Here is a 12,842-nt window from a genome sequence, read left to right as displayed (position 1 = left end):
GAGGGGCTGGCCCCTCGCTGGCGCGGCAGATGCAGCTAGACCTGGCCGCAGATATTCGCGCCCGCTATCCTGGCGCCATCGCGTTTCGCTATGGCGATAGCGCGGCGCTGAACGCGGAGATCCTCGGCCTCGTGCGGGCGGGGAAAAAGACCATGAGCTGCGATGCTTTGGCCGCGTTCGCGCTGCGGGGCGAGCCTGAGCCCGAGGTGGGCCGCATCGATATCGCACTGGATTGGGAGGGCAAGCCGACGCTCGCAGTGCGGACCGTGAAGGTGGAGCACGTCCGGTTCGACCGGATGGACGAGGCGCGCATCCCGCCGCAGGGCGAGTTTCGCGACCTCGATCACTGGCGGCAGGGCTATCAGTCCTATCTGACGCGCGCGGGGCATTTCGCGCCTGATGTGATGATGCTTGTCGAGACCTTCCAGGTTATCGAGGATTTCGGCCGATGAATTGGGGGCGCTGCCCCCGTCGCCCGGTGGGCGACTCCCCCGGGATATTCGGGGAGAGAGGAAACATGAGGGGCGACACGATGGGAGAGGCGGATGTTTGACACGATCCTGATTGCCAACCGGGGCGAGATCGCCTGCCGGGTGGCGCGCACGGCGCGGGCGATGGGCTGCAAGGTGGTGGCGGTCTATTCCGATGCGGATGCGGGCGCGGCGCATGTGGCGGCGGCGGATGTGGCGGTGCATATCGGCGGATCGGCCCCGGGCGACAGCTACCTGCGCGGGGACCGGATCATCCAGGCGGCGCTGGACACCGGGGCGCAGGCGATCCACCCCGGGTATGGCTTTTTGTCCGAGAACCCGGATTTCGTGGATGCGGTCGAAGCCGCCGGGCTGGTGTTCATCGGGCCGTCGGCGGAGGCGATCCGCAAGATGGGGCTGAAGGATGCTGCCAAGGCGCTGATGGAAAAGGCCGGCGTGCCGGTGGTGCCGGGCTATCACGGGGCCAGCCAGGACCCCGAGCATCTGGCGGGGGCGGCGGATGCCATCGGCTATCCGGTGCTGATCAAGGCGGTGGCGGGCGGCGGCGGCAAGGGCATGCGGCTGGTCGAAGCGCCCGAAGGCTTTGCCGATGCGCTGGCCAGTGCGCAGAGCGAGGCGCGCGGGGCCTTTGGCAATGCCGATGTGCTGGTCGAGAAATACATCCAACGCCCGCGCCATATCGAGGTGCAGGTGTTCGGTGACGGCACAAACGCGGTGCATCTGTTCGAGCGCGACTGCAGCCTGCAGCGGCGGCATCAGAAGGTGATCGAAGAGGCTCCGGCCCCCGGCATGACGCCCGAGATGCGCGCGGCGATGGGCGGGGCCGCCGTGCGCGCCGCGCAAGCCATCGGCTACAAGGGGGCCGGCACGATCGAATTCATCGTGGATGGCGCAGAGGGGCTGCGCCCCGACGGGTTCTGGTTCATGGAAATGAACACGCGGCTTCAGGTCGAGCATCCGGTGACCGAGGCGATCACCGGCGTCGATCTGGTGGAATGGCAGTTGCGCGTGGCGTCGGGCGAGGCGTTGCCTGCGCGTCAGGAGGATCTGACGATCGACGGGCATTCGTTCGAGGCGCGGCTGTATGCCGAGGATGTGCCCAAGGGGTTTTTGCCTGCCACCGGCACGCTGGCGCATCTGGCGTTTCCGCAAGGGGCGCGGTCGGACAGCGGTGTGCGCTCGGGCGACACGATCAGCCCGTTCTACGATCCGATGATTGCCAAGATCATCACCCATGGACCCACCCGCGACGTGGCGCTGTCGCGGATGCGCGCGGCGCTGGCGGGGTGCCAGGTGGCGGGCACAGTAACCAACCTTGGTTTCCTGTCGGCGCTGTGCGCGCACCGGGGCTTTGCCGCGGGCGATGTGGATACCGGGCTGATTGCGCGGGATCTGGACGCGCTGGTGCGGGTGGATGCGCCTGTGCCCGCCGACTGGGCGCAGGCGGCGCTGGTGGCGCTGGGTCTGGACGGTGATCTGCCGGGCGACGCCGGGTTCACCCTGTGGGCGCCCTTGCCGCGCTCGGTCCTGCTGCGCTTTGGCGAGGAGGAGCGCTGGGTTGTCGTGGCCCTGAGTGGCCCCGGGGCGGGGGTGATCACCGTGGCCGGGCAGGATGTGCCGGCGCGTCGCGTCGCGGGCAACTGGGTCTTTGGCGCGGTGCCGGGGGTGGCGGCGGTGCGTGCGGGTGACTTGATCACACTGTTTCGCGGGGCTGGACTGGCGTTTCACGTGGTCGATCCGCTGGAGCGCGCGGCCCATGAGGGCGCGGGCGGCAACCTGATCGAGGCGCCGATGCCCGGGCTGGTCAAGGCGGTGTTCGCCGAGGCCGGGCAGGCTGTGGCGGCGGGCGACCGCCTGGCCATCCTTGAGGCGATGAAGATGGAGCACGCTTTGCTGGCGACCCGCGACGGTGTGGTGGCCGAGGTGCTGGCCCAGCCCGGCGCGCAGGTCGAGGCGGGGGCGGCGCTGATCCGGCTGGAGGACGAGGAGGAGGCCGCGGCGTGAGCGATGCCGATGCCCTGACCCTGACCGGGTTCCGCGACAGCGTCTACACCTGGTCGGTGCGATGGGCGCTGGCCGAGATGGGGCTGGCACATGGGTATGTCGAGGTGAACCCGTTCGAAGGGCAGGCGGTGCGGGGGCATCCCTTTGGCCTTGTGCCCGTCCTGCGGCACGGCGATTTCAGCCTGTATGAAACCGCGGCGATCCTTGGCTATCTGGACCGCGTGCAGGCGGGGCCGCGCCTGACGCCTGCGGATGCACGCAGGGCGGCGCGGATGGCGCAGGTGATGTCGGTCACCGCATCGCAGGTCTACTGGCCGCTGGTGCGGCAGGTGTACTCCAACGGTTTCTATCTGCCCATGGAGGGGCAGGTGGGCGACGCGGCGGTGCTGCGGGCGGGGCTGGCGCAGGCATCTGTGGCACTGGGGGCATTGGACGTGGTGGCGCAGGAGGGGCTGGTGCTGAGAGGTGATGCCCTGACGCTGGCCGATCTGATGCTGGCACCGATGTTGATCTGCTTTGCCCGCGTGCCCGAAGGGGCCGCGATGCTTGCGGGGTTCGAGGCGCTGGCGGCGTGGCTGGAGCGGATGCGCGCGCGCCCGCATCTGCGCGCCACCGTGCCGCCTTGCCTTAGGAAGGAGGAGAGCCATGGATGAAAAGGTCGAGATTTTCGAGGTCGGCCCGCGTGACGGGTTGCAGAACGAGGCGCGGCCGATCCCCACGGCGGACAAGATCGCGCTGGTCGATTGTCTGAGCAAGGCAGGGTTTGCCCGCATCGAGGTGGCCAGTTTCGTCAGTCCGAAATGGGTGCCGCAGATGGCCGACAGCGGCGAGGTTCTGGCCGGGATCACCCGCGCGCCGGGCGTGCGCTATGCCGCGCTGACGCCCAACATCAAGGGGCTGGAGCGGGCCATCGCGGCGCGGGCGGATGAGGTGGCGATCTTCGGCTCGGCCTCGGAAGGGTTCAGCCGCGCCAATATCAACGCCAGCATCGCCGAAAGTCTGGAGCGGTTCGGGCCGGTGGCCGAGGCCGCGCGCAAGGTCGGGTTGCCGGTGCGCGGCTATATCTCTTGCGTGAGCGATTGCCCCTATGACGGGCCGACCGATCCGGCGCAGGTGGCGCAGGTGGCCGCGCGGCTGGACGCGATGGGCTGTTACGAGATCAGCCTGGGCGACACCATCGGGCAGGCAACGCCCGAGCGCATCGGTGCCATGCTTGACGCGGTGCTGGAGGTGGTGCCGGCCGTGCGGCTGGCCGGACATTTCCACGACACCGGCGGCCGGGCGCTGGAGAACATTGAGGCGTCGCTGGCGCGCGGGCTGCGGGTGTTTGACGCCGCCGTCGGGGGCTTGGGCGGTTGCCCCTATGCGCCCGGGGCGGCAGGCAACGTGGCGACCGAGGCGGTGCTGGACCGGCTGGAGGCGCTGGGGTTCGAACCCGGGCTGGACCGCGACGTTGTCCTGAGCGGTGCGGCCATGGCGCGGGCGATGCGGGCTGGCTAGACGAAAATTTTCGTCCGAAAATTTTCGGGCGCGGCGGCGGCGGTGGAGAATTTTCGTACGAAAATTCTCGGGGTCAGACTTCGGGCCAAGGACATCAGACAGGAGAGACGGGATGGAACAGATGATCACGGTCGAACGCGAGGCACGGGGTGTGGCCCGGCTGTGGATGGACCGGGCGGACAAGCACAACGCGCTTTCGGGCGAGATGATCGCGCAGATGCGCGCGGCGGTGGACGCGCTTGCCACTGATGACGCCGTGCGCGTCGTGGTGCTGGGCGCGCGGGGTCGCACGTTCTGCGCCGGGGGCGATCTGGCCTGGATGCAGGCGCAGATGGGCGCAACCCCTGCCGAGCGGGGCGCTGAGGCGGGCAAGCTGGCCTGGATGCTTCAGGCGCTCAACACCCTGCCCAAGCCCCTGATCGGGCGGGTGCAGGGCAATGCCTTTGGCGGCGGGCTGGGCATGGCCAGCGTCTGCGATGTCTGTATCGGTACGCCGGATGTGCAGATGGCGCTGACCGAAACCCGGCTGGGGCTGATCCCGGCCACCATCGGGCCCTATGTCTGCGCACGCATGGGCGAGGCGCGGGCGCGGCGGGTGTTCATGTCGGGCCGCCGCTTTGGTGCCGACGAGGCGGTGGAGCTTGGCCTGCTGGCGCGGGTCGTGGCGGCAGAGGACCTGGATGCCGCGATCGAGGCCGAGATCGCGCCCTATCTGTCCTGCGCACCGCAGGCGGTGGCGCGGGCCAAGGCGCTGCTGCGCCGGTTGGGGCCGGTTATCGACGAGGACACGATCCGCCACACCATCGACGAGCTTGTTGCCTGCTGGGAGGGGGACGAGGCCCCCGAGGGGATCGGTGCGTTCTTTGACAAGCGCAAGCCTGCCTGGGCGGGGTGATCGCACCGGGCTGGCTGCCCGGCCCTGCGACAAGAACGGGCTGGCCGGATGGTGATTTGCCGCTAACCTTTTGGGAATAGCGTTTCCGGGGCGAGTCGGGGCGATGCTGCGCTGCCGCATGCGTTTTGCGAGTGCCGAAAAATTTTTGACGTCTGAAAGGGTGAAAATGGTGGACAAACAGCCCGTGTGCCGTTGTATGCAAAGGCAAATCGACGACAGTTGCGGGACTTTGAATGTGATCGAGCTTTGGTTGACCCTGCCTTGGGGCAGGAGTAAACCGCCCGTCAAGACACTGTCGCCAGCAGTTTACACGCCAACGCGTGTCTGAAAGGAGCCATTTCGTGGAAGAAATGCTGCGGGAATATCTTCCCATCCTCGTTTTCCTGGGACTGGCCATCGGTATGGGCCTTGTCCTGATCCTTGCCGCCATCGTTCTGGCGGTGCGCAATCCCGACCCCGAAAAAGTCAGCGCCTATGAATGCGGGTTCAACGCCTTTGACGACGCGCGGATGAAGTTCGACGTGCGGTTCTACCTTGTGTCGATCCTGTTCATCATCTTCGATCTGGAAATCGCGATGCTGTTTCCATGGGCGGTGGCGTTTGCGGACATCAGCATGACGGCCTTCTGGTCGATGATGGTGTTTCTGGGCGTGCTGACCGCGGGCTTTGCCTATGAGTGGAAGAAAGGGGCGCTGGAATGGGAGTGAGCGACGACAAACCGCTTGTCACCAAGGTGCAGGGCGACGGCCAGCAGACCGATCGCGTGAAATCGGCGCCATCGGTCAAGTCGCCCTATGGGGCCTACAGCGCCGAGGGCGACAAGGAAGTGGCCACGCAGGCGCTGAACCGCGAATTGCAGGACAAGGGCTTTTTGCTGACCGCATCCGAGGATCTGGTCAACTGGGCGCGCACCGGGTCGCTGCACTGGATGACATTCGGTCTGGCCTGCTGCGCGGTCGAGATGATGCACACCTCGATGCCGCGCTATGATGCGGAACGGTTCGGGATCGCGCCGCGCGCCTCGCCGCGACAGTCGGACGTGATGATCGTGGCGGGCACGCTGACCAACAAGATGGCCCCGGCGCTGCGCAAGGTCTATGACCAGATGCCCGAGCCGCGCTACGTGGTGTCGATGGGCAGCTGCGCCAATGGCGGCGGCTATTACCACTATAGCTATTCGGTGGTGCGCGGGTGCGACCGGATCGTGCCGGTGGACATCTACGTGCCGGGCTGCCCGCCCACGGCCGAGGCGCTGCTGTATGGCATCCTGCAACTGGGTCGCAAGATCCGCCGCACGGGGACGATCGTGAGATGAGTGATGCCCTGACAGACCTGGCCACCCATATCGCGGGCAAGCGACCCGATTGCGTGGTGGACTGGCGCATTGACCGCGGCGCGCTGGTGATCGACGTGGCGCTGGCCAATATCGCCGGGCTGGTCGAGTTTCTGAAGGCCGATCCGACCTGCAAGTTCTCGACCCTCGTCGATATCACCGCCGTGGACTGGCCCGAACGGCCCAAACGGTTCGAGATGGTCTATCACTTCCTGTCGATGTACCAGAACCACCGCATCCGCCTGAAAACCTCTTTGCGCGAAGAGGATATGGTGCCGTCGATCACCGACACGCATCCGTCGGCCAACTGGTTCGAGCGTGAGGTGTTCGACATGTTCGGCATCCTGTTCACCGGGCACCCCGACCTGCGGCGCCTGCTGACCGATTACGGCTTTCGCGGGCATCCGCTGCGCAAGGATTTCCCGACCACCGGCTATACCGAGGTGCGCTATGACGAGACGCTCAAGCGCGTGGTCTACGAGCCGGTGAAGCTGGTGCAGGAGTATCGCCAGTTCGATTTCATGTCGCCATGGGAAGGCGCGCAATACGTGCTGCCAGGTGACGAGAAGGGCGAGGGCAAGGCATGACCAACCCCGCGACCGCATATGACGAGGTGATGGCGCAGGCCGTGGCCTATGGCGAGGCGGTGTATTTCGCCCGCGCCGAGGTGTTCGAGGATCTGTGCCACGACCGGTTCCAGATGACGATGATCGAGGACGGCAAGGCCACGTTCTGGGACAAGGCCGCCTATCTGGAGCGGGTGCGTGGGCGCACGCCTGCGAAAGGTGATGCCAGCTTTGACGTGCTGTGCGTCGATGTGGCGGGGGGCGAGATCGCGCGGGTACACCTGTGGGTCGACGTGCCGCCGCTGCGCTATGAGGATCATCTGGGGTTTGTCAGGGTCGACGGACGCTGGAAGCTGCTGACCAAGGTGTTTCGCACCATGGCGCGGCCGGACGGACAGGAGTAAGGCATGATGGACGGCTCCAAAGGTTTCGATGACGCCCTGACGGGCGAGCAGAAGATCCGCAACTTCAACATCAACTTCGGCCCGCAACACCCTGCGGCACATGGTGTCTTGCGTCTGGTTATGGAGCTGGACGGCGAGATCGTGGAACGCTGCGACCCGCATATCGGCCTGCTGCACCGCGGCACCGAGAAGCTGATGGAAAGCCGGACCTACCTGCAGAACCTGCCGTATTTCGATCGGCTGGATTACGTGGGCACGATGAACCAGGAACATGCATGGGTTCTGGCGATCGAGGCGATGACCGGCACCGAGGTGCCGCGCCGCGCGTCGCTGATCCGGGTGCTGTATTGCGAGATCGGGCGCATCCTGAACCACCTGCTGAACGTGACCACGCAGGCGCTGGACGTGGGGGCGCTGACGCCGCCGCTGTGGGGCTTCGAAGAGCGTGAAAAGCTGATGATCTTTTACGAGCGGGCCTGCGGCGCGCGCCTGCACGCGGCCTATTTCCGGCCCGGCGGGGTGCATCAGGATCTGCCGCCCAAGCTGATCTCGGACATTGACGCCTGGGCCGAGCAGTTTCCCAAGGTGCTGGACGATATCGGCGAGCTGCTGACCGAGAACCGCATCTTCAAGCAGCGCAATGTCGATATCGGTGTCGTGACCGAAGAGGACATCCAGAATTTCGCGTTTTCCGGCGTGATGGTGCGGGGGTCGGGCTTTGCCTGGGATCTGCGGCGTGCGCAGCCCTATGAATGCTACGACGAGTTCGAGTTCCAGATTCCCGTCGGCACCAACGGCGATTGCTATGACCGCTACCTGTGCCGGATGGAAGAGATGCGCCAGTCGGCCCATATCATCCGGCAGGCCTGTGCCAAGCTGGCGATGCCGGAAAACCAGGGCGAGGTGATGGCGCGCGGCAAGCTGACGCCGCCCAAACGAGGTGAGATGAAGACCTCGATGGAGGCGCTGATCCATCACTTCAAGCTCTATACCGAAGGGTTCCACGTGCCCGAGGGCGAGATCTACGTCGCCGTCGAGGCGCCCAAGGGCGAGTTCGGTGTCTATCTGGTGGCCGATGGCAGCAACCGGCCCTACCGCGCCAAGATCCGCGCGCCGGGCTATCCGCATTTGCAGGCGATGGATCACCTGTGCCGCGGGCACCAACTGGCCGACGCCTCGGCCATTCTGGGCTCGCTTGATGTTGTGTTTGGGGAGATTGACAGGTGATGCGTCTTGTAACCGGGCTGGGCCCGATCCGTTCCTTTCGCGCCGTTTCGGCCATGGCCTTGCTGGCGCTGACCGCTGCCTGCGCGATCCCGCCGCAGGGCGTGGACAAGGACATGCTGGCCGAGTTCGATATGGCCGTGGCCTCGATCGGGTGCCGGTTGGTGACCGAGCCCGATTACCTTGCGGTCGAGTTCCAGACCGGGCTGACGCGCGAGCAGATGCAGGGTGTGGCCGCCTATAAGCTGACCGCCAAGCAGGCCGAGCGCCTGGAAAGCGGTGGAATTGTCCTGACGACCGGAGCCTGTGCCTGATGCTGCGACGCCTTCATCATCAACAGCCTGCAAGCTTTGCCTTCACGCCCGAGAACCTGAAATGGGCCGAGGGGCAGATCAGCAAGTTCCCCGAGGGGCGGCAGGCCTCGGCCATCATTCCGCTGCTGTGGCGCGCGCAGGAGCAGGAGGGCTGGCTGAGCCGTCCGGCGATCGAGGGCGTCGCCGACATGCTGGGGCTGGCGCATATCCGCGCGCTTGAAGTGGCGACGTTCTATTTCATGTTCCAGCTTCACCCGGTGGGCAGCGTGGCGCATATCCAGGTCTGCGGCACGCTGTCGTGCATGATCTGCGGGGCCGAGGATCTGATTGCCGTGTGCCGCGACAAGATCGCGCCCAAGGCGCATCAGGTGTCCGAGGATGGCAAGCTGAGCTGGGAAGAGGTGGAATGCCTGGGCGCCTGCGCCAATGCGCCGATGGCGCAGATCGGCAAGGATTACTACGAGGATCTGACCACTGGGCGTTTTGCCGAGATCATCGACGAGTTGCGCGCCGGTCAGGTGCCGGTACCAGGGCCGCAGAACGGACGCTTTGCCGCCGAGCCGGAATCGGGACTGACCACGCTCAAGGAGTTCGACAGCGGCCATGCGCAATACAATGCCAGTGCGCAGGCTGCGGTGGATCTGGGCGACACGATCAAACGGATCGACGGGACCGAGGTGCCGGTCCTGACGCCGTGGCTGCACAAGGATCACGATAGCGTGCCACGCCAGACCGAGTTGAGCGATGATGCGGACCGGTCCGAAGGCCACAGCGCGGACGAGACCGGCGTGATGAAACAAGAGGCACCCGCCAAGACCGCCGCCAAGCCGCAGGCGCAGGCCAAGGCCGCCCCCGAACCTGTCGCCACCGAAGAGGAAACAGCGGGCACCAGGCCTGCCCTGCTGGACACCGCGCGCGAAGGCACGCCGGATGACCTGACGGCGATCAAGGGGGTCGGACCCAAGCTGGAGGCCCTGTTGCACGATCTGGGGGTCTATCATTACGACCAGGTCGCCGGCTGGACCGCGGATGAGGTGGCCTGGGTCGATCGCAACCTCGAAGGGTTCAAGGGCCGTGTCAGCCGTGACAATTGGGTCGAACAGGCAAAAACACTTGCCGCCGGGGGCAAGACTGAATTCTCGGACCGTGCTAAGAAGGGGGACGTCTGACAGACGTGAACCTTAACGAACGGGGAGAGTTGCAATGAGTTCTTGGTCGAACAAATTCATTTGCCAGGTGGGAACACTGGCGATGGGGGCTGCCGCAGGGGCGCTGGCCTTTGTGATGCTGATGCTGCTGGGCGGGTGGACATTCTGGGCTGCTGTGCTGGCGGCCGGGGCCATTGCCGGGGTGCTTTGGCTGCTGCTGGCGTCGATCCTGTGCGTGCCTTTGGAGGGTCCGGTCCAGCCGGGCACCGCGGGACGCACGCCGGGCGATATCGAGCTGAGTGCGCGGGCACGCCGGATTGCGGACGGCGGGGCGCGTGCTGGCGCGCCCACGGCCTCGGCGGCTGCGGCGCATGATGCGGCTGCATCGGTCAAGGTTGCGACGGCAGAGACGGCCAGGGACACGTCGGACGCGGCGAAAGCGACGCCGGACAAGGTGTCCCAGGCGACGACCAAGGCGACGGACGCGGCAAAGGATGCCGCCGGGGCGGCAAAGGAAACGGCAGCGAAAGCCGCCGAAAAGACCAGGGAGGCTGCCAGGACGGCCACGGCAACCGTGACAGGCGCGGCGGAAAAGACCGCCGATGCCACCAGGGCCGGGGCGGAAAAGGTTGCCGCGAAAGCCGACGAGGCGGGCAAGGCCGCCAAGGCCGCAACGCCAGAGGTGCGCAAGGACGACGCAGCCGATGCCGACGAGGATCCGGGCACCAAGCCCGAAACGCTGAGTGCGCCGCGTGATGGCAAGGCCGACAACCTGAAGGAAATCAAGGGTGTCGGGCCGAAGATGGAAAAGATGCTGCACGGGATGGGGTTCTTTCATTTCGATCAGATCGCCAGCTGGAGCGCGGATGAGGTGGCGTGGGTCAATGCCAACCTGACCGGGTTCAAGGGCCGGGTCACCCGCGACGACTGGGTGGCACAGGCAAAGGTCCTCGCGGCTGGCGGGGATACCGAGTTTTCGAAACGCGTCGATGACGGCGATGTGTACTGACAAGGACGGCCATGACCGACACTGAACAGCAACAGGCGCGCAAAGGGCGGATCGCCGCCCTTGTGATCGCGGGGACTGGGGTGTTCTGGGTTCTGGCCAACCTTATCGGGGCTGAAATGGGGTGGAGCATGCGGGTGCGCGCGCTGTTCGACCTGATCGCGCTGGCTGGTTTCGTGCTGGCCATCGCGATGATCTATCAAATCTGGCGCGCGCGCCAAAAGGATCAGGGGTAAACGGATGCTGAAAGACGAAGACAGGATCTTTACCAATCTCTACGGGATGCATGACCGCACGCTCAAGGGTGCGCAGGCCCGTGGGCATTGGGATGGCACTGCCGGTCTGATCCACAAGGGCCGCGACTGGGTCATCGACGAGATGAAGGCCTCGGGCCTGCGGGGCCGGGGCGGTGCGGGCTTTCCGACCGGGCTGAAATGGTCGTTCATGCCCAAGGAAAGCGACGGGCGGCCCGCCTATCTGGTGGTCAATGCCGACGAATCCGAGCCGGGCACCTGCAAGGACCGCGAGATCATGCGCCACGATCCGCACACGCTGATCGAGGGGTGCCTGATCGCGTCTTTCGCGATGAATGCGCATGCCTGCTATATCTACATCCGGGGTGAATACATCCGCGAGAAAGAGGCGTTGCAGGCGGCCATCGACGAGGCCTACGAGGCCGGGCTGCTGGGGCGCAATGCTGCCGGATCGGGCTGGGATTTCGACCTCTACCTGACCCACGGGGCCGGGGCCTATATTTGTGGCGAGGAAACCGCGCTGCTGGAAAGCCTCGAGGGCAAGAAGGGCATGCCGCGGATGAAGCCGCCGTTTCCCGCCGGTGCAGGGCTGTATGGCTGCCCGACCACGGTAAACAACGTCGAAAGCATCGCGGTGGTGCCGACGATCCTGCGGCGCGGGGCGTCGTGGTTTTCGTCCTTCGGGCGGCCCAACAATGCGGGCACCAAGATTTTCGCGATCTCGGGCCATGTGAACCAGCCCTGCGTGGTCGAGGAATCGATGTCGATCCCGTTCGAGGAGTTGATCGAAAAGCACTGCGGCGGCATTCGCGGCGGGTGGGACAACCTCAAGGCGGTGATCCCCGGCGGCAGTTCGGTGCCCTGCGTGCGCGCCGAGAACATGCGCGGCGCGCTGATGGATTACGACTATCTGCAAAAGGATCTGCGCTCCGGTCTGGGCACGGCGGCGGTGATCGTGATGGATCAGAGCGTGGACATGATCAAGGCGATCTGGCGGCTGGCGGCGTTCTACAAGCACGAAAGCTGCGGCCAGTGCACACCCTGCCGCGAAGGCACCGGCTGGATGATGCGGGTGCTGGAACGCCTGGTGCGCGGCGAGGCCGAACTGGAAGAGATCGACATGCTGTTCGACGTGACCAAGCAGGTCGAGGGCCACACGATCTGTGCCCTGGGCGATGCGGCGGCCTGGCCGATCCAAGGTCTGATCCGCAATTTCCGCGACGAGATCGAGGACCGGATCAAGGCGCAGAAAACCGGGCGCAGCGGCGCGATGGCGGCGGAGTGAGGGCGATGATGCGCAGCATGTCCGTGGTTTTGGTGGCGGGGCTGGCCTTGGCGGCGTGCGGTGAGAACCGGCCCGTGTTCGACGGTGCGACCTTTCGGACCAAGCTGGATGCCGACAAGACCGACGCGCGCAACTTTTTGGTCGAGGTGCGCGACGCGGGCAAGACGCTGGAGGGCGCGCGCGAGGCGGGCCGGCACGAGGCGGTGCGCCATTGCATCGAGACCTTTGGCAACTCGCGGATCTCATGGGCGCAGGGCCCGGATGACGCGGATGGCAGCCTGCAGATCGAGAATGGCAACCTGATCCTGTCGGGGCGGTGCGACGGATGGTGATCTGGCGCGTATATCAAAGGGTTGATGTGGCGGCTATTGCATATCAGGGCAGGGCGTTCCCAGCTTTGGCGCGGGGGCATGCCTGC

16 protein-coding genes are annotated in these 12,842 nt (G+C 65.8%); all 16 read left to right on the top strand.

What is annotated here, in order from left to right:
• Nucleotides 1-29 precede the first annotated feature (29 nt).
• The 16 genes from ACFTOW_RS06370 to ACFTOW_RS06295 all read left to right on the top strand — a co-directional run bounded on the left by ACFTOW_RS06370 (nt 30) and on the right by ACFTOW_RS06295 (nt 12,756).
• The gene (locus ACFTOW_RS06370; RefSeq protein WP_379914223.1) at nt 30-452 is read left to right on the top strand and encodes an ASCH domain-containing protein; all 423 of its coding nucleotides are present in this window, start codon (nt 30-32) and stop codon (nt 450-452) included.
• A gap of 93 nt (nt 453-545) precedes the next feature.
• A complete protein-coding gene (locus tag ACFTOW_RS06365) occupies nt 546-2,495 on the top strand; it encodes an acetyl/propionyl/methylcrotonyl-CoA carboxylase subunit alpha (RefSeq protein ID WP_379914222.1) in 1,950 nt (649 codons plus the stop codon).
• A complete protein-coding gene (locus ACFTOW_RS06360) occupies nt 2,492-3,148 on the top strand; it encodes a glutathione S-transferase family protein (protein WP_379914221.1) in 657 nt (218 codons plus the stop codon). Before ACFTOW_RS06365 ends, ACFTOW_RS06360 begins: the two co-directional genes overlap by 4 nt.
• On the top strand, nt 3,141-3,995 hold the full coding sequence (locus ACFTOW_RS06355) for a hydroxymethylglutaryl-CoA lyase (protein ID WP_379914220.1): 855 nt from the start codon (nt 3,141-3,143) through the stop codon (nt 3,993-3,995). The genes ACFTOW_RS06360 and ACFTOW_RS06355 overlap by 8 nt, the downstream gene beginning before the upstream one ends.
• Nucleotides 3,996-4,107: 112 nt before the next feature.
• Nucleotides 4,108-4,890 (top strand): crotonase/enoyl-CoA hydratase family protein, encoded by a 783-nt coding sequence (locus ACFTOW_RS06350; protein ID WP_379914219.1) that lies wholly within the window; start codon nt 4,108-4,110, stop codon nt 4,888-4,890.
• A 341-nt stretch (nt 4,891-5,231) separates the two neighbouring features.
• Entirely contained in the window at nt 5,232-5,597 is a 366-nt protein-coding gene (locus tag ACFTOW_RS06345) for an NADH-quinone oxidoreductase subunit A (RefSeq protein ID WP_379914218.1), read from the top strand.
• Nucleotides 5,588-6,205, top strand: a complete 618-nt coding sequence (locus ACFTOW_RS06340; RefSeq protein ID WP_379914217.1) for a NuoB/complex I 20 kDa subunit family protein — start codon at nt 5,588-5,590, stop codon at nt 6,203-6,205. Before ACFTOW_RS06345 ends, ACFTOW_RS06340 begins: the two co-directional genes overlap by 10 nt.
• Nucleotides 6,202-6,810 (top strand): NADH-quinone oxidoreductase subunit C, encoded by a 609-nt coding sequence (locus tag ACFTOW_RS06335; RefSeq protein ID WP_379914215.1) that lies wholly within the window; start codon nt 6,202-6,204, stop codon nt 6,808-6,810. The genes ACFTOW_RS06340 and ACFTOW_RS06335 overlap by 4 nt, the downstream gene beginning before the upstream one ends.
• Nucleotides 6,807-7,193 carry a nuclear transport factor 2 family protein gene (locus ACFTOW_RS06330; protein ID WP_379914213.1) on the top strand — a complete coding sequence of 129 codons (387 nt, stop codon included), beginning with the start codon at nt 6,807-6,809 and terminating at the stop codon, nt 7,191-7,193. Before ACFTOW_RS06335 ends, ACFTOW_RS06330 begins: the two co-directional genes overlap by 4 nt.
• Nucleotides 7,194-7,199: 6 nt before the next feature.
• The gene (locus ACFTOW_RS06325; RefSeq protein ID WP_379914211.1) at nt 7,200-8,420 is read left to right on the top strand and encodes an NADH-quinone oxidoreductase subunit D; all 1,221 of its coding nucleotides are present in this window, start codon (nt 7,200-7,202) and stop codon (nt 8,418-8,420) included.
• Nucleotides 8,420-8,731 carry a hypothetical protein gene (locus tag ACFTOW_RS06320; RefSeq protein ID WP_379914297.1) on the top strand — a complete coding sequence of 104 codons (312 nt, stop codon included), beginning with the start codon at nt 8,420-8,422 and terminating at the stop codon, nt 8,729-8,731. The genes ACFTOW_RS06325 and ACFTOW_RS06320 overlap by 1 nt, the downstream gene beginning before the upstream one ends.
• Nucleotides 8,731-9,900 (top strand): NADH-quinone oxidoreductase subunit E, encoded by a 1,170-nt coding sequence (locus ACFTOW_RS06315; RefSeq protein WP_379914209.1) that lies wholly within the window; start codon nt 8,731-8,733, stop codon nt 9,898-9,900. The genes ACFTOW_RS06320 and ACFTOW_RS06315 overlap by 1 nt, the downstream gene beginning before the upstream one ends.
• Nucleotides 9,901-9,967: 67 nt before the next feature.
• On the top strand, nt 9,968-10,888 hold the full coding sequence (locus ACFTOW_RS06310) for a hypothetical protein (protein ID WP_379914207.1): 921 nt from the start codon (nt 9,968-9,970) through the stop codon (nt 10,886-10,888).
• 11 nt (nt 10,889-10,899) lie between these two features.
• Complete coding sequence (locus ACFTOW_RS06305; RefSeq protein ID WP_379914205.1) at nt 10,900-11,121, top strand: DUF5337 domain-containing protein; 222 nt, start codon at nt 10,900-10,902, stop codon at nt 11,119-11,121.
• Between the two features lie 4 nt (nt 11,122-11,125).
• Nucleotides 11,126-12,424: an NADH-quinone oxidoreductase subunit NuoF gene (gene nuoF, locus ACFTOW_RS06300; protein WP_379914203.1), complete on the top strand. Its 1,299-nt coding sequence runs from the start codon at nt 11,126-11,128 to the stop codon at nt 12,422-12,424.
• A gap of 17 nt (nt 12,425-12,441) precedes the next feature.
• Nucleotides 12,442-12,756: a hypothetical protein gene (locus ACFTOW_RS06295; RefSeq protein ID WP_379914201.1), complete on the top strand. Its 315-nt coding sequence runs from the start codon at nt 12,442-12,444 to the stop codon at nt 12,754-12,756.
• The last annotated feature ends 86 nt before the right edge of the window (nt 12,757-12,842 follow it).

The organism is Lacimonas salitolerans, from assembly GCF_042677865.1.
Taxonomy (GTDB): domain Bacteria; phylum Pseudomonadota; class Alphaproteobacteria; order Rhodobacterales; family Rhodobacteraceae; genus Lutimaribacter; species Lutimaribacter salitolerans.
Note: the sequence above shows the minus strand (reverse complement) of the source record. Positions and strands in the feature narration are given on the sequence as shown.